Here is a 21627-nt window from a genome sequence, read left to right as displayed (position 1 = left end):
TATGCGCTGGTAGCTATCAAATTCATACCAAACCCGAACCCCTTTTCTTTCACCATCACAACGACATCCAGGAGCAACACAGCATGAAAATCGCATTCATCGGCCTCGGCAACATGGGCGGCCCCATGGCACACAACCTGCACAAGGCAGGGCACGAAGTGCGCGCGTTCGACCTCTCGCAACCCGCCCGCGACAAGCTGGCCGCAGACGGCGTGCCCATCGCCACCGATGCCAAGGCGGCAGTCGCAGGCGCCGAAGTCGTCATCAGCATGCTGCCCGCCAGCCAGCATGTCGAAGGCCTGTTCCTCGGCGCGGGCGAGTTGCTGGCCCAGTTGCCTGCGGGCACGCTGATCATCGACTGCTCCACCATCGCAGCCGCCACCTCGCGCAAAGTGGCCGACGCCGCCAAGGCCAAGGGCGTGGCCTTTATCGACGCGCCCGTGTCCGGCGGCACCGGCGGCGCCATTGCAGGCACCCTCACCTTCATGGTGGGCGGCGACGCGGCCGACCTGGAACGCGCCCGCCCCGTGCTCGAAAAAATGGGCGCCAACATCTTCCACGCAGGCAGCGTGGGCGCAGGCCAAACCGCCAAGATCTGCAACAACATGCTGCTGGGCATCCTGATGGCCGGCACCAGCGAGGCCATTGCCCTGGGCGTAGCCAACGGCCTGGACCCCAAGGTGCTGAGCGAAATCATGCGCCGCAGCTCGGGCGGCAACTGGGCGCTGGAGAAGTACAACCCCTTCCCCGGCGTGATGGAGACCGCGCCCGCCAGCAAGGGCTACGCGGGGGGTTTTGGCACGGACCTGATGCTCAAGGACCTGGGCCTGGCGCAGGAGAACGCGATGGCGGTGAAGGCCGCCACGCCGCTGGGGGGTATGGCGCGCAATTTGTACGCGGCGCACAGCTTGGCGGGGCATGGGGGGCTGGATTTTTCCAGCATTATTAAGATGGTGCAGAAGGGGTAATCGCTCTTTCGCCATAGAAGAGCGCCAGCGTTTGCTGGCGTTTTTTCTTGGGCAGACTGGAGTGAAAAAACTCCCTAAGATTCGGTGAGTTTTACTTCCGATCGCGATTCAGTTCCAGAGTGCTAGCGTTGCAACGCCCAAGCTCACCGAAAAACTTGCCGCAGCGAAGCGGAGGCAAGGTTTTCCAGTGCAGCGCATTGTTAGGTTTCCACCTCGCGAAGCCCCAAGGCGAATTTGGCGTATGTGATAGCAAGTTTGGAAAACTGAACATGCTGAAGTTGTGGCGTGGAACACGCGTTGCGCACCTTGGCAATAAACGCCCGATCTGATTTGCAACCAAATATTATTCTACGTATTGCTTTTGGATTTATTGGAACCGCCCCCGTTACCCCATTCTTTATTATCCGCACTTCGTTTTCATAAGACCAGCAACTAGCTTTGGTGGAAATTATTTTAGTGATAGTCGCATGTTGATCTATAAAGTAGTTGGTTGGCTCGTAGTTATCAGTATATTTGACTTTAATGGGGGATAAGAAAAAATCTGCGTCTTGGGTAATGTCGAACTCAATGACCAAGCCTTTATGTGAATTTGTGTAATGAGACCACATCAGCAAGCTATCAAAGCTGGTTGAAAGACACAGCACTCCTGTTTGCGAAAGAACTGTATCCTTTGAAGCGGCTAGAACATTCTCCGCCTTTGCAACAGTGGTGCCCCTCGAAAGCAATTCGTCTCTATCGGGGCGTCCTTCTAAAATATGATGTAGAAATTGATCTGCTTCTTCTTGAGTATGAGAGGAAACTTCAGAAAGATTGCAATCAAACGGATCGTTAAAAGATTGCGGCGCCGAAAACCACAGCGATAAATTTGTAAATATAGCTTCTGTAAGCTCAGAATCACTTCGATATTTGTAAAGATGTCGAGGATATTGGCCGTCTTTGACAGCTTTAAGAAGAAGCTCTCGCTTGAGCGTGAAATCTGTCATGGCAACCTAACGACTGAATTCAGCGGCTGCCGAAGGCAGTCCGCTGGAATGATGGGTTAGATTTCATTGTGAGAATGAGCGCTCGCCCTCTGGATTAATGACGTAGCGGAACGTGAGTTCATCCCTGTCATCCGACCGCGTCCGGTCTTTGACATCGAGAACTTGTAAGGCAGCGAAATTCCCATGCCGATTCTTGAGTACAGCGACCTCACCCTCTTGCAATTTGCGAGAACGAGATGAACCGTCGTATGACGAAGCATCGGTTACGGCCTCGATCGAGGTTGCGCCCAGGGCTATAGCCACGGACTCAATGGAAGGCGGGTCGTTGTACAAGTGAATAGACGTGTCACTCGCCTTCGACCATTTAGTTTCGAACGCAAGATCACCCTCGCCAATCACGTAGACCCCGTTGTTATTGCTGTAGTCGAACGTTGCACGACCTGACAAGCGTTTCGCCGCATAGCTCTCACGAAAGCGCGGCCAGAACGAAGTTGCCAGCCCTGCTGCACTAGCCAGAACGCCAATCGCAGGTTCGAACCCGGGGTCAAAGAAGAGCCACAGGCAGAAGCCGAGGAGCGCGGCTAGCGAGAGGCACAAGACAATGCGTCGCTGAGTGGGTCTCATGAAATCTAACGTGATGCATCCCGCAAACATTGCGAAATAAACTGGACCGTGCGGGATATTCTGGACATCGATTCCTCTTGGATGTGGCTCCTGGCCTATATTTACAGCCATACGGCTGTTCAAAAATCCAGGTATAAAAATTTCTGTCAAACCCGGCAGCCTTAACCGTGCAAACTATAGCTCGCAAAAGTGCGTAACCGGCGCATCGGCGCTTCCCCGCGCCAACATCCGCACTTGAGTATGATTCGCATCCCCTCATGCTGCGCCGCACCATCACCGCCCTACCTTTCCACATCGTGCTTTTGCTGGTGGCGCTGTTCAACGCCCTGGCGGGTGCGCCGTTGCATGAGGCGCGGCACATTCGGGAGATGGTGCGCAGTGCCGCAGCCTCGGCAACCGCAGGCGATGTGGATGCGTTGGCAACCAGCTCCGCAGCCAGCGACGAGCACAGCGAAGAGACACACACCCCCTGCGCCTGGTGCCTGACCCACGCGCTGGAGGCGGGGCTGGCGCATTCACCGGCCCGCCCACCGCAAGTCCCCGCAGAACCCAGCGCCATCGCGCCGCACAGCGCAGACCCCTTCACGGCCCAGCAGGTGCGCTGGCCGTTTGCTGCACGCGATCCTCCGCCAGCCCAGCGGGCCTGACAGGCGTCAGGCCCCAGCCAGCCCGCGCTCTATAGCGCATCCCCTTTTCGTTTTCGCCCTTGCATTCACCCCCGTGGGGTGGGTGCGGGCACGCGACCTTGTGTGCCCGCCGCTACCCAGGCGGGTGTGGGCCGCGTTGCTCCTGGCTTTTGCATTCACCGCTTTTGGACTGGTTTGCCATGCGTTCTTCCTCTGCTTCTGTTTCTTCTTCACGCCCAGCCGCCCTGCCGCGCCCCACATTGACGGCCCTGGCGGCGGCCGCCCTGCTGGCCACCCTCCACCCCGCCTCGGCCGCAGACGGCGATGTGATCACCCCGCCCACCCTGTCTGCCGTGGACGTGGTGGGCCGCAGTGCCTCGGGCACCTACTACGCTGACGAGGCCGAGGGCGCCAAGACCAGCCTGCCGCTGCGGGAGCTGCCGCAATCCGTGCGGGTGATGTCGCGCCAGACGCTGGACGACCTGGGCGCCACGCGGCTGGATGATGTGCTGGACTATGTGGGCGGTGTCTCGCGCCAGAACAACTTTGGCGGGCTGTGGGACAACATCGCCATCCGGGGCCTGCCGGGCAACGAGAACACGGGCATGGCGACCTTGCTCAACGGCTTTTCGTCCAACCGGGGCTTCAATGCGCCGCGCGACCTGGCGGGGGTGGAGCGGGTGGAGTTTTTGAAAGGCCCCGCCGCCGCACTGTATGGCAGCAGCGAGCCCGGCGGCACGCTCAACATCGTGAGCAAGAAGCCGCTGTGGAAGGCCGCCCATTCGGTGGAGGCCTACGCCGGCAGCTACGGCCTGGGCCGTGCGGCGCTGGACACCACGGGCCCCATCAACGACCGGCTGGCCTACCGCCTGAATGTGGCGGTGGAAGACAAGGGCAGCTTTCGCGACCATGTGCGCGCGCAGCGGCAGGTAGTGGCACCGGCGTTGACCTGGAAGCTCTCGCCCGACACGGTGCTGGAATACACGGCCGAATTTCTGCGCCACGCCACGCCGCTGGACCGGGGCGTGGTGGCGGTCAACAACCGCCTGGGCGCGGTGCCTGCCAGCCGTTTTTTGGGCGAGCCTGCCGATGGCGATGTGACGGTGACCAACCAGACGCACCAGCTGGTGCTGTCGCACGAGTGGAACCCCGACTGGCGCAGCCGCGTGGGGCTGTCGTACCGCGAGACCGGGATGGAAGGCTTCTCGACCGAGGCCACCGCGCTGCAGGCCAATGGCCGCACGCTGACGCGCCAGCGGCGGCATCGCGACTTTCAGTCGGACGATGTGGCGCTGCAGGCCGAGCTGCAAGGCAACCTGCGCACGGGTGGGCTGGAGCATGAGCTGCTGGTGGGGGTGGAGAGCTACCGCTTCAGCATGGATTCGGTGATGCTGCGCGTGAACCCCAGCGCCGCCGCGCCCTACGCCATCGACATCTTCAACCCCGTCTACGGCCAGGCCCAGCCCACGCCGGGGCGCAACACCGATACGCTGGAGAAGCAGCGCAACACCGCGCTGTATGTGCAAGACACCCTCAAGCTGGGCGAGCAGTGGCGCGTGATGGCCGGGCTGCGGGCCGACCACTACGACCAGAGCCTGCAAAACCGCATCACCAGCCGCACCACGGCGCAAAGCCCTTCGGCCGTGTCGCCGCGCCTGGGCGTGAGCTGGCTGCCCACGCCGGGGTGGACGGTGTATGCCAATGCGGGCAGTTCCTTCCGCCCCAACACGGGCAGCAATGTGGCGGGCAATGGCTTTGACCCCGAAAAATCCCGCGCGCTGGAGCTGGGCGCCAAGTGGGAGAGCGCCGACCAGCGCCTGGGCGCCACGGCTGCGCTGTTCGACATCACCAAGCGCAATGTGCTGACCAGCGACCCGCTGAACGCGGGATTTTCGGCCGCCGCAGGCGAGGTGCGCAGCCGGGGCCTGGAGCTGGACCTGGCGGGCCGCCTGAGCACCCACTGGCGCGTGAATGCGAGCCTGGTGGTCAACGACGTGGAGGTGACCCGCGACAACACGCTGGAGGTGGGCGGCCGCCTGCTGAACGTGCCGCGCGTGAACGGCAGCGTGCTGGCGGTGTACGAAAACCAGTTGGCCAACGGCCAGCGCTACGGCGTTGGCGGTGGCGTGACGCACATGGGCAAACGCCTGGGCCAGGCCCGCACGCAGGCCGAGGCCAATGCGGGCACGCCTGAGTTTGAGCTGCCCAGCTACACCACGGCCAAACTGATGGCGTACTGGCGCCTGAGCCCCACGCTGAACCTGTCGCTGGACGTGGACAACGTGTTTGACAAGGTGCACTACACCAGCTCGTACAGCCGCGTGTGGGTGGCGCCGGGGGCGGCGCGCACCGTTACGGTGGGCCTGCAAGCCAAGTTCTGAGTGGTGCCGGTGACCTGCATGACAACACTCTCCTCCGCCCTCAAACCCCTGACCCGGCGCCGCGCCTTGCAGGCCCCCGTGGCCGCGCTGGCGGCGGGCGCCCTGCCCGATGCCTCGGCGCAGGGCGCACCACCCGCTTCCGCCCTCTCACCGCTGCAAATCGTCGGCCCGTGGGAGATCAGCGGCCTGGCGCCCGCCAGCAGCGGCTATGTGTTCACGCGCCTGCAGGTCACCGAAACCCTGCTGGACGCGGCGGACGATGGCCAGCCACGGCCCGCGCTGGCGCGGCTCTGGCGCCGATCTGCGGATGGGCTGGTGTGGCACTTTGAGCTGCGGCCCGGGGCGCGTTTTCACGATGGCACGCCGGTGACGGCCGCCGCCGTGGTGCGCAGCCTGCAGGCCGCGCAGGTGGCGCCTGCACTGCTGAGCCAGGCGCCCATCGAGTCCATCACCGCTCCCGACGAGGGCACGGTGCTCATCCGCCTGCAACGCCCCCACACCGCCCTGCCCGCGCTGCTGGCGCATTCCAGCACCATGGTGCTGGCCCCGGCCAGCTATGGGGCCGACGGCAAGGTGCGCAGCATCACTGGCAGCGGCCCCTACCGCATTGCGGCGCTTGTGCCGCCGCAGCAGGTCGAAACGGTGGTGTTTGACGCCTATGACGGCCCGCGCCCCGCGATTGCCGCCGTGCGCTACCTGGCTGCCAGCCGTGCCGAAACCCGCGCGTTGATGGCCGAGAGCGGCCAGGCCGACCTGGCCTACGGGCTGGACCCCGCCAGCCTGCGGCGGCTGCGGCGCCATGCGCAGAACCCGGCGCAAACAAGTCGCACGCAAGTTCGCATTGCGTCGGTCACGCTGCCGCGCACCGTCATCGTCAAGCTCAATGCGGGCCTGCCTGCACTGCGCGATGTGCGCGTGCGCCAGGCGTTGAGCCTGGCCATCGACCGCGCGGGCATTGCCCTGGCGCTGATGGGCGACGAGGCGCTGGCCGCCACGCAGCTGCTGCCGCCCACGCTGGGCGCGTGGCACAACCCCCAGCTGCCTCCGCTGCAGCATGACCCCGAAGCCGCCGCGCGCCTGCTGCTGGCCGCAGGCTGGCAGCGCCACAGCGACGGCCTGCGCGATGCCGAGGGCCAGCCGCTGCACCTGGTGATCCGCACCTTTGTGGACCGGCCCGAGCTGCCGCTGATCGCCACCGCCTTGCAGGAGCAGTGGCGGCTGGCGGGCATGGCCGTGAAGGTGAGCATCGGCAACTCGGGCGACGTGCCCCGGGGCCATCGCGACAGCAGCCTGCAACTGGCGCTGGCGGCACGCAACTACGCCAATGTGCCCGACCCCACAGGAACGCTGGCGGGCGACTTTGCCGCCCAGGGCGGCGACTGGGGCGCCATGGGCTGGCACAGCGACGCCGTGGTGCAGGCCCTGCAGGAGCTGACGCGCACCCAGACGCCGCCCGAGCGCACGCGCGCGCTGCGGCAAACCATCACACACACCCTGCAAACCGAGCTGCCCGTGATTCCCGTGGCGTGGTACCGCCAGCATGTGGCCGTGGCCCCCCGGCTGGCGGGCGTCACGCTGGACCCGCTGGAGCGTTCTTACCGCCTGACCGGCATGGAGTGGACCAACCCATGAACCCCTTGATGTCAAAACCCTGGGCCGCCCTGCTCGGCCGCAGGCTGGTGCAGATGCTCGCCGTGTCCCTGCTGATCGGCACGCTGTGCTTTTTGATGGTGCGTGCCCTGCCGGGAGACCTGGCCATGCGAGTGGCGGCGGGCCGCTATGGCTATGACCTGGTGAGCAACGCCGCCGCCGACGCCGTGCGCGCAGAGCTGGGGCTGGACCGCCCCGGCTGGCTGGCGCTGTTGCACTGGTGGCGCGACATGGCCACGTTCAACCTGGGCCAGTCGCTGGTGTCGCAGCGCCCGGTGTGGCACGAGGTCACGCACCACCTGGGCGCCACGCTGCGGCTGTCGGCCGCCGCGCTGGCCATTGCCTTTGCCGTGGGTGTGCCGCTGGGCGTGTGGGCCGGGCTGCGGCCCCAGGGCTGGGTGGACAAGGCCAGCTGGCTGATGGCCGTGGTGCTGCGCGCGCTGCCGCCGTTTTTGCTGTCGGTGCTGCTCATCCTGCTGGTGGCGGTGCAGTGGGGCTTTTTGCCTGCGGGCGGTGACGAGAGCCAGGCCAGCCTGGTGCTGCCCGCGCTCACGCTGGGGCTGGGCCTGGCCGCCGGGCTGGCGCGTGTGACCCGCGCTGCGATGCTGGAGGTGGTGGTGTCGCCCTTTTTCGAATTTGCGCGCACCAAGGGCCTGAGCGACTGGCAGGCGCTGGTGCGCCATGGCCTGCGCAATGCCGCCGTGCCGGTGGCCGCCTACCTGGGGGTGCAGGCGCTGTTCCTGGTGGAAGGCGCGCTGGTGGTGGAGACGCTGTTTGCCTGGCCCGGCATCGGCCACGCGCTGGTGCACGCCGTGTTTGGGCGCGACATCCCTGTGGTGCAAGGCACGGCCTTGTGCATGGGTGTGCTGTTTGTAGTGTTCAACCTGCTGGTGGATGCGGCGTGCCTGGCGCTGGACCCCCGCCACACACAAAAGGTGGCGAAATGAGCAGCCCCCCTGAGTCGCTGCGCGCCATCCCCCCAGAGGGGGGACGCACCCCGGTGGCCTGGCAAAGCCAGTTCCACGGGGGCGCTGAGGCAGAGCCTTCTGTCCCCCCGCGTCCTTTCCGCTGGCCTGTGCGCACTGTGCTGGGCATTACCTTGCTCGGCCTGCTGGCGCTGTTTGCCCTGCTCGGCCCCTGGCTGGTGGGCGCCAGCCCGGTGGTGCAAGACCTGCGCAACACCCTGGCGCCCCCCAGCGCCCAGCACTGGCTGGGCACCGATGTGCTGGGCCGCTCGGCGCTGGCGCGGCTGGCGCATGCGGCGCAGCTGTCGCTGGGCATGGCGCTGCTGGCGGCCGTGAGCGCCGCCGTGCCCGGCACGCTGCTGGGCATTGCCGCCGCGTGGCGCGGCGGGCGCACCGAGCGGGCGCTGCTCATGCTGTCGGATGCGGTGCTCGCCATCCCCGGCCTGCTGCTGGTGTTGCTGATTGCCGCCCTGGCGCCCGGCGCGCTGTGGGCGCTGTATGCGGGCCTGTCGGCGGCGCTGTGGGTGGAATACTTCCGCGTGAGCCGCGCGGTGGCCCGGCCCGTGCTGGCGGGCGACGCGGTGCAGGCATCGCGCCTGCTGGGTTTTGGGCGCGGCTATGTGCTGCGCCGCCACCTGCTGCCCGCGCTGGCGCCCACGCTGGGCACGCTGCTGGCCTTCACCACATCGCAAGCCGTGCTGGCGCTGGCCGCACTGGGTTTTGTGGGTGTGGGCATGCAGCCGCCCACGCCCGAGCTGGGCCTGATGATGACCGAGGCCATGCCCTACTACGAAGAAGCCCCGTGGCTCATTGCCGCCCCCACCGCCCTGCTGGTGTGGCTTGTGGCGGCCATGATGCTGCTCAACCCCGACCGGGAGACCGCATGACCACGCCTTTGAAATCCGACGCCCTGCTGGTCGTGGAGGGCCTGGGCATCCAGGTGGGCGGTAAGCGGCTGCTGCGCGACATCAGCTTCAGCCTGCGGCCGGGCGAGGCGCTGACCCTGGTGGGTGAAAGCGGCGCGGGCAAGTCGTTGCTGGCCCAGGCCATCATGGGCAACCTGCCGCCTGCGCTGCAGGCCACGGGCCAGATCACGCTGGATGGCACCACCACCCGCGCCCAGGACACCGCCGCGCGCCGCGCCCTGTGGGGCCGCAAGCTGGCGCTGCTGCCGCAGGAGCCCTCGCTGGCACTCAACCCGTTGGCCCGCGTGGCACCGCAGCTGGCCGAGGTGTACCGCCTGCTGCACCAGCAGCCCCCCAGCGCCGCCAGCGCCAAGGCCGAACAGGTGCTTGGCGCTGCGGGCCTGGGCGGCGCGGGCAGCCACTATCCCTGGCAACTGTCCGGAGGCATGGCCCAACGCGCCGTGGCCGCCATCACCCTGGCCGGGGGCGCGCCGGTGCTGATGGTGGACGAGCCCACCAAAGGGCTGGACGCGCATTGGCGCGGCCGCATGGTGGAGTTGTTCCGAGGCGTGCTGCAGGCGGGCGGCTGCCTGCTCACCATTACCCACGACATGCAGGTGGCGCAGGCGCTGGGCGGCCAGGTGATCGTGCTGCGCCACGGGCAGGCGGTGGAGCAAGGCGACATCCACACCGTGGCCGCCGCGCCGCAGCACGCCTTTACCCGCCAGCTGCTTCAGGCCGACCCGGCCCACTGGCTGCCGTTTGCCGAGCCCACGCTGGGTGAGCCCGTCGTACAGGCGCGCGGCATCTCCAAAGCCTATGGTGCGCAGAAGCTGTTTGCGCCGCTGGACCTGGAACTGCGCAGCGGTGAACGCATCGCCGTGCAAGGCCCCAGCGGCACCGGCAAAAGCACGCTGGGCAATGTGCTGCTGGGCCTGGTGGCGCCCGACACGGGCCGTGTGGAGCGCAACGCCCGGCTGCGCCCGCATGCGTTTCAAAAGCTGTACCAGGACCCGGTCAGTTCGTTTGCCCCACACATCAGCCTGGCCCAGTCGCTGCGCGATGCCGCCCGCCTGCACCGCTGCGACTGGAAGGCGGTACAGCAGCGCCTGCCGCAGCTGCGTGTGCCCGAGGACCTGCTGGCGCGTAGACCCGACCAGGTATCGGGCGGCGAGCTGCAGCGCATTGCGCTGGCGCGGGCGCTGGTGGCGCAACCGGCGCTGCTGTTTGCCGATGAGCCGACCTCGCGCCTGGACCCGATCACGCAGCAAGAGGCTATACAGGTACTGCTAGATGCCGTACACGAATCCGGGGCTGCTTTAGTGTTGGTTACCCATGATGAGGTGCTGGCAAATGTCGTTGCAACGCACACGCTGCATATGCGCGAATCGCCTTAACAAATGACCAGACAGCCCGTTGTGGACTAAAGCGCAAACACGCCGAAGACATGCTCTGTCAATCGGCCACCGCTGACTGAAGAAACTGCGCCTCAAACACCTCGGCAGGCACCGGCTTGCTCAGCAGGTACCCCTGGATCTCGTCGCAACCCAGCAGCGCCAGATGCCGGGACTGGTCCTCGGTCTCCACCCCTTCGGCCACCACCTTGAGGCCCAGCGAGTGCCCCAGGTTGACGATGGTGGACACCAGCGCCACGCCCTGCGGGCCTGAGGCCATGTTCAGGATGAAGGACCGGTCGATCTTGAGCGTGTCCACCGGCAGTTTGGCCAAGTAGCTCAGTGACGAGAACCCCGTGCCGAAGTCGTCGATGGCGATGGTGATGCCCATCTCGCGCAGCGCATGCAGGCTGGCGGTGCTGTGCTGCACATCGTCCATGACCATGCTTTCGGTGATCTCCAGCTCCAGCCCAGCGGCCGCCCCTGCGTCGTGGGACACGGCGCCGCGCACCTCGGCAATGAAGCCCCGGTGCCGCAGCTGCAAGAACGACACATTGACGGCGACCCGCAGGGGCGCCAGCCCCGCCTGGCGCCAGCGCAGGTTGTCGGCCAGGGCCTGGCGCAGCGCCCAGCGGCCCACGTCGTAGATCAGGCCGGTTTCTTCCAGAATGGGGATGAACTGCGCGGGTGGCACCAGTCCCCGGCGGGGATCGTTCCAGCGGATCAGGGCCTCGGCCCCGGCGATGGCACCCGTGGCCAGGTGCTGTTTGGGCTGGTAGTGCAGCACAAACTGGCCCTGCTCCAGTGCGTCGCGCAGGCGGCCCTCCAGGCTCAGGGCTTCGGCCACGCGGGTGTTCATCTCCGAGGTGTAAAACAGCAGGCTGTCGGCCGAGGCCTTGGCCTTGTTGAGTGCCGCCTCGGCGTTGCGCAGCAGGGTTTCTGCATCGGCACCGTCCATGGGGTACAGCGCGACACCGGCCTTGGCCGCCATGCGCAGCTCCGTGCCGCCCAGCACAAAGGGGGCACCAAAACAGGCCCGCATCAACCCGTCCAGCGCCAGCGCCACCGCGCCCGCGTCACGCGCATCGGTCACGGCGATGCCAAAGCTGTTGACGCCAATGCGTGCTACGTCGTACGCATCGCCCGCCGCTTGTTGCAGGCGCTGCGCTACCTGCTTGAGCAGTTCGTCCCCCTCCTGGCGCCCCAGGGTGTCGTTGACGAACCGAAACCGGCTGATGTCCATGAGCCCCATGCCCAACAGCGCCTTGGCCCCTTCGCGCGGCCGCAGGTGCTGGCCGCTGCGCTCCAGGAACAGGGTGCGGTTGGGCAGACCGGTGATGTCGTCGTAGTACGCCAGGTAGTTCAGCCGCTCTTCCTTGTCGAGGTGGTCCATGGCAAAGCCGATGTCCCCCGCCAGCTCGGTCAGCAGGTGCATCTCGTCATCGTCAAAGAACCCGGCTTCGTCTGCAAAGAGGGCGATCACGCCCACCACCTCGTGCGCCACCAGCAAGGGCAACACTGCCATGGATGCCACGCCGCGCGCAGCCAGCTCCTGCGGCACCAGAATGCGCGGGTCGCTCTGAATGTCTTCACACACCGCGGCCTGCTGGGTGCGCACCACGCTGGCGCTCAGGCTTTCGCCCTCCCTGGGGGTTTCGCTGAGCCACAACCGGCGCCGCACATGCATGAGGAACTCCGCCCCGGCCCCGGCGAGCGCCACCGGCACCACCTCTTGCAGAGCATGGTCCACGCGGCCGATCCAGGCGATCTTGAACTGGCCGTGCTCCACCGCGACACGGCAGGCCTCGCGGAACAGCTCGTCGCGCTGGCGCACGCGCACGATCAAGGTGTTGATGCCGCTGAGCACGGCGTACACGCGGTTGAGCCGTTTGATGCGCCGCTCGGCATCCCGGCGCGCCGTGATGTCTTCTCCCAAGGCTGCCACCCCGGTCACCTGCCCGCCCACCGAGCGCAGTACGGTGTTGTTCCAGTGCACCAGGCGCCGCCCGCCAGAGCGGGTCAGTATCTCGTTGTCGTAGTGCCACGCCGACGGCCGATCGGCCAGCACGTCAGCAAAAACACTGCGCACATCGCCCATCTCGGGTGGCACAAACAGATCGAACCAGTTGCGGCCAAACACCTCGTCGCGCTGCCAACCCGTCAGGCGCAGCAGGTAGTCGTTGCAGTAGGTGATGCGCCCTTCGCAGTCAAGCATCAGCGAGATCATCTCGACCTTGTCGAGCATGTCGTTGAAGCGGCGGTCGCTTTCGTGCAGTTCTTCTTCGGCGCGCTTTTCCTTGGTGATGTCCTGGATGGTGTTGAACCAGCGGCCCAGCTCCCCACGGCCCGCCTCGTCCTCCAGCGGCTCCATCACCTGGCGCAAGTACAGCGGCTGGCCGTCGCCACGCAGGACCCGGTAGGTGAAATCCATGCGCGCGCCCAGGTGGGCGGCCTGCAGCGCATGGCGGCGGAACATGTCGCGGTCGTCGGGGTGCACCAGTGCCAGCCATTCGCGGGCCGAGCGGGGCATGGCGCTTTCGTCCAGGCCCAGCATGTCGGGCAAGGTATCGAGCCAGCTTTCGAAGGCGCCATCGGGCCCGCTGATGACGTGGGATATCTTGGCCAGCGCCTGGGCCCGGCGCAGGCTGGCCTTGTTGGCACGCAGTGCATCCACGGCCCGCTGGCGCTCTTGCACCTGCACCTGCAATTGGTCGGCGTGCTGCTGGATCTCCAGGTAGAGACTGCCGTTCTCATAAATGCGGCCCACCTGGGCGCCCAGGATGGCGAGGACTTTTTCGTCATCGGCGCTGAAGGCATCGGCCCCCAGCTTGTTGGCCAGGCACAGCCAGCCATAGGAGAACGACAACGACACGATGGGTGCGATCACTGCCGTGTGCACCGGGGGATAGCCTGCGGGCAAACCCAGCGCCACAGGGTCGCCTCCGGCGTTCACCAGGCGCTGCGGGCGGCGTTCGGCCCGCAGCTGCCCCAACAGTCCATGCGACACCACAGGCAGATCGAGCGGTCCGTTCTGCAGGGCCGGGTCCATACCGCTGGTGCAGGTGATGGCACCGTCGCTGTGCTTGCGCACCACGCACAACACGGCGTACTGCGCACCCACCAGCTCGCGCGCACCTCGGCACACATTGGCCAGCAGCACCTGCGGGTCGCGCTCGGAGGCCAGCTGCAGGTTCAGATCGGTCAACGCGGACAGGCGCCGGTTCATGGCCTCCAGCTCGGCCATGTTGCCGGTGAGCTTGTCGGTCATCAACTGCAGGTGGCGGGTCTGAAAACTGTGCTCCAGCGCCACCGATGGCTGGTGGCGGATCTGCGTGAGCGCCTGCTCGATGGCGGCCAGGATGTCCTGCGGCTCGCAAGGCTTGAACAGCACCTGGGTCACACCGCAGGCCTTGGCAAGGCGCAGGGCTTCTTCCTCGTGATAGTGGGCGCTGCAAAAGATCACCTGCGTGGCCGCCAGGCCATGTTCAGAGCGCAGTTGCCGCACAAACTCAAAGCCGTCCATGGTCGGCATCAGGATGTCGGAGATCACCAGGTCGGGGCGTTCGGCACGGACCACGGCCAACGCCTCGGCGCCATCAGCCGCCTCCAGCGCCTGGTGGCCGCTGTGCCCGATGAGGGTCACCACCAGGGCGCGGTTCGCGGGGAGGTCATCGACGACGAGGATCTTTGCCATGCTGTACGTGCTGGATATTCAACCTGATTGGGGCGGAACCGGGTGGGCACCAGCCAAAAACGCCTCGATCTGCTGCACAAAGGTCTCGGGCGTGATGGGCTTGGACAGGTGTTCATTAAAGCCGACTTCGAGGGCCTTCTCGCGGTCGCCCGGCATTGAGAAGGCTGTCACCGCCACCAGTGGCACCACCCGCCAGCGTGGGCTGGCGCGCAGGCCGCGAGCCACCTCGTAGCCGTTCATCACCGGCATCTGCAGGTCGCACAACACAATGTCCGGACTCTCGGCCAGGGCCAGGTCCAGCCCCACGGCGCCGTTTTCGGCTGCCAGCACGCGGTGGCCAGCGGCTTCCAGCAGGTAGGTGACCAGCAGGCGGCTTGCGTCATCGTCCTCGATGACCAGAATGGTGGTGGGATGGATGGTGGTTGTCATGCCTGGGGCTCCGGCAATTGCAGAGTGAAGGTGCTGCCCAGGCCTTCGATGCTGTCAAAACCCAGGGTGCCTCCCAGTGCTTCGGCCAGCTTGCGGCTCAGGTGCAAGCCCAGGCCCGTGCCCTCATGGTGGCGGCGGTCCGCACTCTCGACCCGCGAAAACGCCTCGAACAGCCGGGGCTGCTCCTGCAGCGGTATGCCTGGCCCGGTGTCCTGCACGCGCAGCTGAACGGCGCGGCCGGTGGGCAGCTGCAACTCCTGCAGCACCACATCCACCCTCCCCTGTTGCGTGAATTTGATGGCGTTACCCACGAGGTTGATGAGAATCTGACTGAGCGCGCGCCGGTCGGTGAGCAGCAAGACATCCACCGGCGGCGCATGCACGGCAAAGGCCAAGCCCTTGCGCCGCGCCTCCAGTTCCAGTGTCGCAGACACTTCTTCGATCAGGGTCTTGCAGTCCACGGGCTCCAGGTTCAGCGTGACCTTGTTGGCGCTGAGCTTGGCCACGTCCAGCAGGTCGTTGATGAGCGACAGCAGGTGCTTGGCACCGGTCTGCACGATGCGCAACTGCTTGTCCTGTTCAGCATTGAGCGGGCCGGGCAGCTTCATGAGCAGCGTGCCGGTAAAGCCAATGATGGCGTTAAGCGGTGTGCGCAGCTCGTGGGACATGCTCGCCAGAAAACGGTCTTTCACCAGTGCCGCGTTTTCTAGCTCGAGGTTCTTGTCGCGCAGCACCTGCTCGATGCGCTTGCGCTCCGTCACATCGCGGATGGCGCTGGAGACAAACAGGCCCTCCTCCGTCTCCAGCGGGCTCAGGCTGATCTCGACCGGAAACTCGCTGCCGTCTTTGCGCAAACCGTGCAGCTCCAGCCCTGCGCCCATGGATCGGGTACGCGGTTCGGCAAAAAAGTTGCGCCGGTGGTCGGGGTGGCGGGCGCTGAAGCGCTGGGGCACCAGCAACTCAATGGGCTGGCCCAGCAGCTCATCGCGGCTCCAGCCAAACAGTTTGACCGCCTGGGAGTTGACCAGCACGATGCGCCCTTCGCGGTTGACGATGACCATGGCGTCGGGTGCGGCCTCCAGCAGATCCTTGAACTTCTGGTCTGCGCGCTTGCGGTCGGTGATGTCGCGGATGGCGCTCATCACCATGGTGCCCTCTTCGGTGTCGATGGGGCTCAGGCTGATCTCGACCGGGAACTCGCCACCGTCCTTGCGCAGGCCATGCAGCTCCAGCCCCGCGCCCATGGTGCGCGTACGCGGCTGGCCAAAAAACCCACTGCGGTGGCCCAGGTGGGAACCCCGGTAGCGGTGGGGTAACAACACCTCCACCGCCTGGCCCAACAACTCGGAGCGGGGGTAGCCAAACACGCGCTCGGCCTGCGAGTTGACGAGCACGATGCGCCCGGTCACGTTGACCATCACGATCGCGTCGGGGGTGGATTCGAGCAGATCGCGAAACCGTGCCTCCAGCAGCTTGGCATCGCGCTGCACCTTGAGCTGGGTGACATCCTTCTTGCTCGACAAAAAGTACAGCACCTGCCCGGCCGCATCGCACACGGCCTTGGTCGATACATTGACATGCACCAGCGAGCCGTCCTTGCGGCGGCGCACAGCCTCCTGCACCGAAGTGCCCAGTCGCAGGGCCTCGGCACGGAAAAGGTCCTCTTCATGCGCGCGGCCCTGGGGCACGATCAGGTCGAGGATGGAGCGCCCCTGCACTTCGGCCTGCGAATAGCCAAAGATCAGCTCGGCCGCAGGGTTCCACTCCAGCACCACGCCCTGGGGTGACAGCACCAGCAGTGCATCAGGGTTCTGTTCCCAGTACGCCGCAGAAAATTCAGTCGCCATGCAGCCCTCTCGTTCCGGGGGCGGTGGCATCACAGCGTCGGCTGTGCCTGGTGTGCCTCCGCGTTGGCCCCGGTGTCGGTGTTGTTGTGTGGGTGGAAAAGGCGCACACCACACTCGCAGTGCTTTACCTGGTCACCACCCCTTCGCCACACGGCACACCCATCACCCTGCGTCGTGAGGGCCAGGGCAGCGCATTGCGGCGAAAGCGCCAACCCATATTAGGGGGGAATGCCGCAAAACACCAACACTGAAATGCCAACCCGGCCGCGCAAAAAAACAAACCCCTGAACCCGTCAAGGATCAGGGGTGCCATTGCATCCAAGGCCGCCCATTTCAGGCCGCGGTGCAGCGGAGGCTCATCACATGTTGTCGATCATGACCTGCCCAAACCCCGAGCAGCTGACCTGCGTGGCGCCTTCCATCAGGCGGGCAAAGTCGTAGGTCACCTTCTTGGATGCGATCGACTTCTCCAGCGAGCTGATGATCAGGTCGGCAGCCGCCGTCCAGCCCATGTGGCGCAGCATCATCTCGGCCGACAGGATCTCGGAGCCGGGGTTGACGTAATCCTTGCCCGCGTACTTGGGCGCCGTGCCGTGGGTGGCTTCAAAGCACGCCACCGAGTCGGACATGTTGGCGCCGGGGGCAATGCCGATGCCGCCCACCTGTGCCGCCAGCGCGTCGGAGATGTAGTCACCATTCAGGTTCAGCGTGGCCACGACCGAATACTCGGCCGGGCGCAGCAGGATCTGCTGCAGGAAGGCATCGGCGATGCTGTCCTTGATGGTGATTTCCTTGCCGTTCTTGGGGTTCTTGAGGCGGCACCAGGGCCCGCCGTCGATGAGCTCAGCACCGAACTCCTTCTGTGCCAGGGCATAGGCCCAGTCGCGAAAGCCCCCTTCGGTGTACTTCATGATGTTGCCCTTGTGCACGATGGTCACGCTGGGCTTGTCGTTGTCGATGGCGTACTGGATGGCCTTGCGCACCAGGCGCTCTGTGCCCTCGATGGACACGGGCTTCACGCCCAGGCCGGACGTGTTGGGGAAGCGGATCTTCTTCACCCCCATCTCGTCCTGCAGGAACTTGATGAGCTTTTTCGCCTTGTCCGACTGGGCCTCGAACTCGATACCGGCGTAGATGTCTTCCGAGTTCTCGCGGAAGATGACCATGTTAGTCTTTTCAGGCTCCTTCAGCGGCGAGGGCACGCCCTTGAAATACTGCACGGGACGCAGGCACACATACAGGTCCAGCTCCTGGCGCAGCGCCACGTTCAGCGAGCGGATACCGCCGCCCACGGGCGTGGTCAGCGGGCCCTTGATGGACACCACGTACTCGCGCAGCACCTGCAGGGTTTCATCGGGCAGCCACACATCGGGGCCGTACACCTTGGTGGACTTTTCGCCCGCGTACACCTCCATCCAGTGGATTTTCTTTTTGCCGCCGTAGGCCTTGGCCACGGCTGCGTCCACCACCTTGATCATGACGGGAGTGATGTCCAGGCCGGTGCCGTCACCCTCAATGAAGGGAATGATGGGCTCGTCCGGCACATTCAGGGACATGTCGGCGTTGACGGTGATTTTCTGGCCTTCGGCAGGCACCACGATGTGCTGGTAGGTGGTCATGGGTGGGGAGTCTCCGGTGTGCGCCGAGTCTGATTCGGTCGATGAGGGGCAAAGCGAGGAAAAGAAGCACCGCCGCAGGCGCGCCAGTGTGGTTTCAAACCATTCTAATGACAAAAAATTTCGTCCAAGACCCTGTCAACGGGCCGCGCGCTGCTATCGTTGCGAGTGGAGCCGTACGGAATTCGTCCGGCCCTTCAACCTTCGTTCACACTGGAAACGGCATATATGAAAAAACTCCTCGCTGTCCTCGTGGCCGGTCTGTTCACTGCTGGTGCTTTTGCACAGGCACCCGCAGCCGCCCCTGCCACCACCGCTCCCGCAGCCGCTCCCATGACGGCCCAGGCAGCAGCACCGGCCACCAAGAAGGTCGCCAAGAAAAAGACCACCAAAAAGGTCGCCAAGAAGAAAACCGCCCACAAGGCCGCCTGAACATCGCAAGGCCTGACATACCCGCCACGGGGCCCTCAGGCCTTCGCTGATTCAAAAACCGCCCGCTCCTGCGGGCGTTTTCTTTGGTGCTACAAAACTCGTACGCACCGCCTGAACTTTTCGCGACCGCTGCAGTCCGTCCCTGGCGCAGTTGCCGCACTCTGTGTTGTCTTTTTTTGCCAGAAAGCCCCGCCCATGACCGCTTCACGCGCCCTTCCAGCCTTCCCGCTCGCCGCCCTGCGCGCGGCGACCGGTGTTCCAAGCCGCGCCCGCCGCGCCGTCGGGGCCTGGGGGGTTTGGCTGGCGGCATGTGCACTGGCCGCGCCCGCCGGGTTCGCCCAGGCGCAGGAAGGCCCACAGATGAACCTGCGGCGCGTGGAACTAACCGCCGGGATGCACCGCATCGACGCCCAGGTCGCCCTCACCCCGCAGGAGCGCCAGACGGGCCTGATGTACCGCAAGGAAATGCCCGCGCACGAGGGCATGCTGTTCGTTTTTGAGCAACCCTCCCAGCAGTGCTTCTGGATGAAGAACACCTTGCTGCCGCTCACGGCGGCCTTCGTTGCCGATGACGGCACCATCGTGAACCTGGAGGACATGAAGCCCCAGACACTGGATTCACACTGTTCGGCCAAGCCCGTGCGCTACGTGCTGGAGATGAACCAGGGCTGGTTTGCCAAGAAGGGCATCAAGGCCGGGGCCAAACTCAGTGGGACTCCGTTTGCCCGGCAGTGACGCCAAGGGCTGCTGATGCTACACATTCGATAGCAATAGAACCATGATTCACTAGCGCATCCAGTCGAAAACACTTCAAATTTTCTGTCGTGCAACAAAAAACGGCCCTCGGGCCGTTTTTTGTTGCCTGCACGATGTGAGCGCCACACCGCGACTGCGCGGGTCGATCAGGCGAAGTTGGCTTCAGCAAACTTCCAGTTCACCAGCTTGTCGAGGAAGGTTTCGACGAACTTGGGACGCATGTTGCGGTAGTCGATGTAGTACGCGTGTTCCCACACGTCCACCGTCAGCAGGGCCTTGTCGGCGGTGGTCAGGGGCGTGCCAGCGGCGCCGGTGTTGACGATGTCCACGCTCCCGTCGGCCTTCTTCACCAGCCAGGTCCAGCCCGATCCAAAGTTGCCCACGGCGGACTTCACAAAGGCTTCCTTGAAGGCGGCGTAGCTGCCCCACTTGGCGTTGATGGCTGCGGCCAGTGCGCCCGACGGCTCACCGCCACCCTGGGGAGCCATGCAGTTCCAGAAGAAGGTGTGGTTCCAGATTTGCGCAGCGTTGTTGTAGATGCCACCGCTGGCCTTCTTGATGATCTCTTCCAGCGTCAGGGATTCGAACTCGGTGCCCTTTTGCAGGTTGTTGAGGTTCACCACGTAGGCGTTGTGGTGCTTGCCGTGGTGGTACTCCAGGGTTTCCTGGCTGTAGTGCGGGGCCAGGGCGTCGATGGCGTAGGGCAGCGGGGGAAGGGTGTGTTCCATGGTGGTGTTTCCTCGTGGTTTGAAATTCTGGGATGCCGTCTGCAACGCGGGCTTTCCTGAGCAATGCAGTCGGACACAGCGCGAAGGGGGCATTGTAGGAACATCAGGTGACCTGTGCAGCATGTGGGCTCCCGGTTCCCCACCCGCAACGCCACAAACCGCCGCTGTCCTACAAAAAAGCCCTGCCGCCCTCGCCCTCCGCGATCCGCTCACAGCAACCGTGGCTGCGACACCGTCACATCCACGGCGCCGTCGGCCAGCGTGGCCCGCAGCGCGTCGCCCGGCTGGGCCTGGCGCACGCTGGTCACCGCCTGGCCGCTGGTGTCGGTCAGCAGCGCATAACCGCGCTGCAGTACCAAGCGTGGGTCCAGCAGCTCCAGCCGCAAGGCAGCACGGTCCAGCCGCTCGGCGTGCTGCGCAGCACTGCGTTGCAAAGCCTGGGGCAATTGGGTTTCCAGTGTTTGCTGGCGTTGCGCCAGGCGCTGCATTTTCAGGAGCACCCCATGGCGCATGCGCTGCGCAAGGCGCGCCAGTTGCAGCTGCTGGCGCGCCACCAGGCCCGAGGGACGGCCGAGGCGGGCTGCGGCCTGGTCCAGACGCTGGTGGCGGGTATCCAGCTGGCGCTGCACACCATCGCTGAGGCGGCCTGCCAGCAAATCCAGCGCGCCCAGCCAGACCTCGCGCGGCTGAGCCACCAGCTCGGCCGCCGCGGTGGGGGTGGGTGCGCGCAGATCGGCGCAAAAGTCAGCGATGGTGAAATCGGTCTCATGCCCCACCCCGCTGACCAGGGGCACCGGGCTTTGCACGATGGTGCGGGCCAGTTGCTCGTCGTTGAAGGCCCACAGGTCCTCGATGGAGCCTCCCCCACGGACCAGCAAAATCACGTCAATGGGCGGATGCCGGTTCGAATCAGCCCCAGGCGCCTGCCCCGCTTGCGCGAGCAGATACAGTTTTGATAGCGCCGCAATGATCGACGGCGGGGCTGCCACACCCTGGACCTGCGCTGGCACCAGCACCACCGGAATGTGCGGCACACGCCGGCGCAACGCCGTGACCACATCGTGCAGCGCGGCTGCGCCGGCTGACGTGACCAGGCCAATGCCGCGGGGCTGCAGCGGCAGCGGGCGCTTGCGCGCCGTGTCGAACAGGCCTTCGGCGTCAAGCTGCGCCTTGAGCCGCAGGAACTGCTCGAACAACGCGCCCTGCCCCGCGCGCTGCATGCTTTCCACGATGAACTGCAGGTCGCCCCGCGCCTCATACACACCGAGACGCCCGCGCACTTCCACCAATTCACCATCGCGCGGCGAAAAGTCAAGCAGCGTGGCTGCGCGGCGGAACATGGCGCAGCGCAACTGCCCGTTGGCGTCCTTGATCGAAAAATAACAATGACCGCTGGACGCGCGCGAGAAGCCCGTAATCTCGCCGCGCACCGCGACAGGATTGAAGCGCGCCTCCAGGGCATCAGCAATGGCGCGGCACAGCGCGCCAACTTCCCAGATACGGGGCGCCGCTGCTGGGCTTGAACGATCAAACATGAGAAACGGCGCGCGTTGGCGCCGCGCCCCCCCGGCAAGTACTCCACAGTTTCGAGCCAGCGGGAGTCGCCTTCAAACTGGGCACCCCAATCGG

17 protein-coding genes are annotated in these 21627 nt (G+C 65.3%); 9 read left to right on the top strand and 8 right to left on the bottom strand.

Annotation, left to right across the window (positions count from 1 at the left end; genetic code table 11):
* Window positions 1–65: 65 nt before the first annotated feature.
* Window positions 66–968, top strand: a complete 903-nt coding sequence (mmsB, locus tag IB236_RS21855) for a 3-hydroxyisobutyrate dehydrogenase (protein WP_370539942.1) — start codon at window positions 66–68, stop codon at window positions 966–968.
* Between the two features lie 200 nt (window positions 969–1168).
* Here the strand turns inward: mmsB and IB236_RS21850 are convergent, their stop codons facing one another.
* Both IB236_RS21850 and IB236_RS21845 read right to left on the bottom strand, forming a co-directional pair.
* Window positions 1169–1951: a DUF2971 domain-containing protein gene (locus IB236_RS21850; RefSeq protein WP_192422205.1), complete on the bottom strand. Its 783-nt coding sequence runs from the start codon at window positions 1949–1951 to the stop codon at window positions 1169–1171.
* Between the two features lie 63 nt (window positions 1952–2014).
* Window positions 2015–2725: a hypothetical protein gene (locus IB236_RS21845; RefSeq protein ID WP_192422204.1), complete on the bottom strand. Its 711-nt coding sequence runs from the start codon at window positions 2723–2725 to the stop codon at window positions 2015–2017.
* 107 nt (window positions 2726–2832) lie between these two features.
* On the opposite strand from IB236_RS21845, the gene IB236_RS21840 reads away from it, so the two are divergent.
* From IB236_RS21840 to IB236_RS21815, 6 genes are all read left to right on the top strand, one after another.
* Entirely contained in the window at window positions 2833–3222 is a 390-nt protein-coding gene (locus IB236_RS21840; protein WP_192422203.1) for a DUF2946 family protein, read from the top strand.
* Window positions 3223–3401: 179 nt separating this feature from the next.
* Entirely contained in the window at window positions 3402–5582 is a 2181-nt protein-coding gene (locus tag IB236_RS21835) for a TonB-dependent siderophore receptor (RefSeq protein WP_225581309.1), read from the top strand.
* A gap of 18 nt (window positions 5583–5600) precedes the next feature.
* Complete coding sequence (locus IB236_RS21830) at window positions 5601–7214, top strand: ABC transporter substrate-binding protein (RefSeq protein ID WP_225581308.1); 1614 nt, start codon at window positions 5601–5603, stop codon at window positions 7212–7214.
* Window positions 7211–8179 (top strand): ABC transporter permease, encoded by a 969-nt coding sequence (locus tag IB236_RS21825; protein WP_192422202.1) that lies wholly within the window; start codon window positions 7211–7213, stop codon window positions 8177–8179. Before IB236_RS21830 ends, IB236_RS21825 begins: the two co-directional genes overlap by 4 nt.
* Window positions 8176–9084 (top strand): ABC transporter permease, encoded by a 909-nt coding sequence (locus IB236_RS21820; RefSeq protein ID WP_192422201.1) that lies wholly within the window; start codon window positions 8176–8178, stop codon window positions 9082–9084. The genes IB236_RS21825 and IB236_RS21820 overlap by 4 nt, the downstream gene beginning before the upstream one ends.
* On the top strand, window positions 9081–10499 hold the full coding sequence (locus IB236_RS21815) for an ABC transporter ATP-binding protein (RefSeq protein WP_192422200.1): 1419 nt from the start codon (window positions 9081–9083) through the stop codon (window positions 10497–10499). Before IB236_RS21820 ends, IB236_RS21815 begins: the two co-directional genes overlap by 4 nt.
* Before the next feature lie 58 nt (window positions 10500–10557).
* On the opposite strand, the gene IB236_RS21810 is transcribed toward IB236_RS21815, so the two are convergent.
* The 4 genes from IB236_RS21810 to icd form a co-directional block, all read right to left on the bottom strand.
* Window positions 10558–14190: an EAL domain-containing protein gene (locus IB236_RS21810; RefSeq protein ID WP_192422199.1), complete on the bottom strand. Its 3633-nt coding sequence runs from the start codon at window positions 14188–14190 to the stop codon at window positions 10558–10560.
* An 18-nt stretch (window positions 14191–14208) separates the two neighbouring features.
* Window positions 14209–14619, bottom strand: a complete 411-nt coding sequence (locus IB236_RS21805) for a response regulator (protein WP_192422198.1) — start codon at window positions 14617–14619, stop codon at window positions 14209–14211.
* Complete coding sequence (locus IB236_RS21800; RefSeq protein ID WP_192422197.1) at window positions 14616–16466, bottom strand: PAS domain S-box protein; 1851 nt, start codon at window positions 16464–16466, stop codon at window positions 14616–14618. The genes IB236_RS21805 and IB236_RS21800 overlap by 4 nt, the downstream gene beginning before the upstream one ends.
* Window positions 16467–16825: 359 nt before the next feature.
* A complete protein-coding gene (icd, locus tag IB236_RS21795; RefSeq protein ID WP_192422196.1) occupies window positions 16826–18085 on the bottom strand; it encodes an NADP-dependent isocitrate dehydrogenase in 1260 nt (419 codons plus the stop codon).
* A 225-nt stretch (window positions 18086–18310) separates the two neighbouring features.
* Between icd and IB236_RS21790 the strand changes: the two genes are divergently transcribed.
* Entirely contained in the window at window positions 18311–18514 is a 204-nt protein-coding gene (locus tag IB236_RS21790; RefSeq protein WP_056644838.1) for a hypothetical protein, read from the top strand.
* Between the two features lie 195 nt (window positions 18515–18709).
* Complete coding sequence (locus tag IB236_RS21785) at window positions 18710–19249, top strand: DUF192 domain-containing protein (protein ID WP_192422195.1); 540 nt, start codon at window positions 18710–18712, stop codon at window positions 19247–19249.
* A 167-nt stretch (window positions 19250–19416) separates the two neighbouring features.
* On the opposite strand, the gene IB236_RS21780 is transcribed toward IB236_RS21785, so the two are convergent.
* Both IB236_RS21780 and xseA read right to left on the bottom strand, forming a co-directional pair.
* Window positions 19417–19998 (bottom strand): superoxide dismutase, encoded by a 582-nt coding sequence (locus IB236_RS21780; protein WP_056062412.1) that lies wholly within the window; start codon window positions 19996–19998, stop codon window positions 19417–19419.
* Between the two features lie 209 nt (window positions 19999–20207).
* On the bottom strand, window positions 20208–21533 hold the full coding sequence (gene xseA / locus IB236_RS21775; protein WP_099730138.1) for an exodeoxyribonuclease VII large subunit: 1326 nt from the start codon (window positions 21531–21533) through the stop codon (window positions 20208–20210).
* Between the last annotated feature and the right edge of the window lie 94 nt (window positions 21534–21627).

Origin of the sequence: Acidovorax sp. ACV02, assembly GCF_014851475.1 — a bacterium.
In the GTDB taxonomy this organism is placed as follows: domain Bacteria; phylum Pseudomonadota; class Gammaproteobacteria; order Burkholderiales; family Burkholderiaceae_C; genus Acidovorax; species Acidovorax delafieldii.
Note: the sequence above shows the minus strand (reverse complement) of the source record. Positions and strands in the feature narration are given on the sequence as shown.

Coding starts and splice junctions, on each gene's coding strand:
- IB236_RS21850 (WP_192422205.1), bottom strand. CDS start 1,951: ATGACAGATTTCACGCTCAAGCGAGAGCTTCTTCTTAAAGCTGTCAAA.
- IB236_RS21840 (WP_192422203.1), top strand. CDS start 2,833: ATGCTGCGCCGCACCATCACCGCCCTACCTTTCCACATCGTGCTTTTG.
- IB236_RS21835 (WP_225581309.1), top strand. CDS start 3,402: ATGCGTTCTTCCTCTGCTTCTGTTTCTTCTTCACGCCCAGCCGCCCTG.
- IB236_RS21830 (WP_225581308.1), top strand. CDS start 5,601: ATGACAACACTCTCCTCCGCCCTCAAACCCCTGACCCGGCGCCGCGCC.
- IB236_RS21825 (WP_192422202.1), top strand. CDS start 7,211: ATGAACCCCTTGATGTCAAAACCCTGGGCCGCCCTGCTCGGCCGCAGG.
- IB236_RS21820 (WP_192422201.1), top strand. CDS start 8,176: ATGAGCAGCCCCCCTGAGTCGCTGCGCGCCATCCCCCCAGAGGGGGGA.
- IB236_RS21815 (WP_192422200.1), top strand. CDS start 9,081: ATGACCACGCCTTTGAAATCCGACGCCCTGCTGGTCGTGGAGGGCCTG.
- IB236_RS21810 (WP_192422199.1), bottom strand. CDS start 14,190: ATGGCAAAGATCCTCGTCGTCGATGACCTCCCCGCGAACCGCGCCCTG.
- IB236_RS21805 (WP_192422198.1), bottom strand. CDS start 14,619: ATGACAACCACCATCCATCCCACCACCATTCTGGTCATCGAGGACGAT.
- IB236_RS21800 (WP_192422197.1), bottom strand. CDS start 16,466: ATGGCGACTGAATTTTCTGCGGCGTACTGGGAACAGAACCCTGATGCA.
- icd (WP_192422196.1), bottom strand. CDS start 18,085: ATGACCACCTACCAGCACATCGTGGTGCCTGCCGAAGGCCAGAAAATC.
- IB236_RS21790 (WP_056644838.1), top strand. CDS start 18,311: ATGAAAAAACTCCTCGCTGTCCTCGTGGCCGGTCTGTTCACTGCTGGT.
- IB236_RS21785 (WP_192422195.1), top strand. CDS start 18,710: ATGACCGCTTCACGCGCCCTTCCAGCCTTCCCGCTCGCCGCCCTGCGC.
- IB236_RS21780 (WP_056062412.1), bottom strand. CDS start 19,998: ATGGAACACACCCTTCCCCCGCTGCCCTACGCCATCGACGCCCTGGCC.
- xseA (WP_099730138.1), bottom strand. CDS start 21,533: ATGTTTGATCGTTCAAGCCCAGCAGCGGCGCCCCGTATCTGGGAAGTT.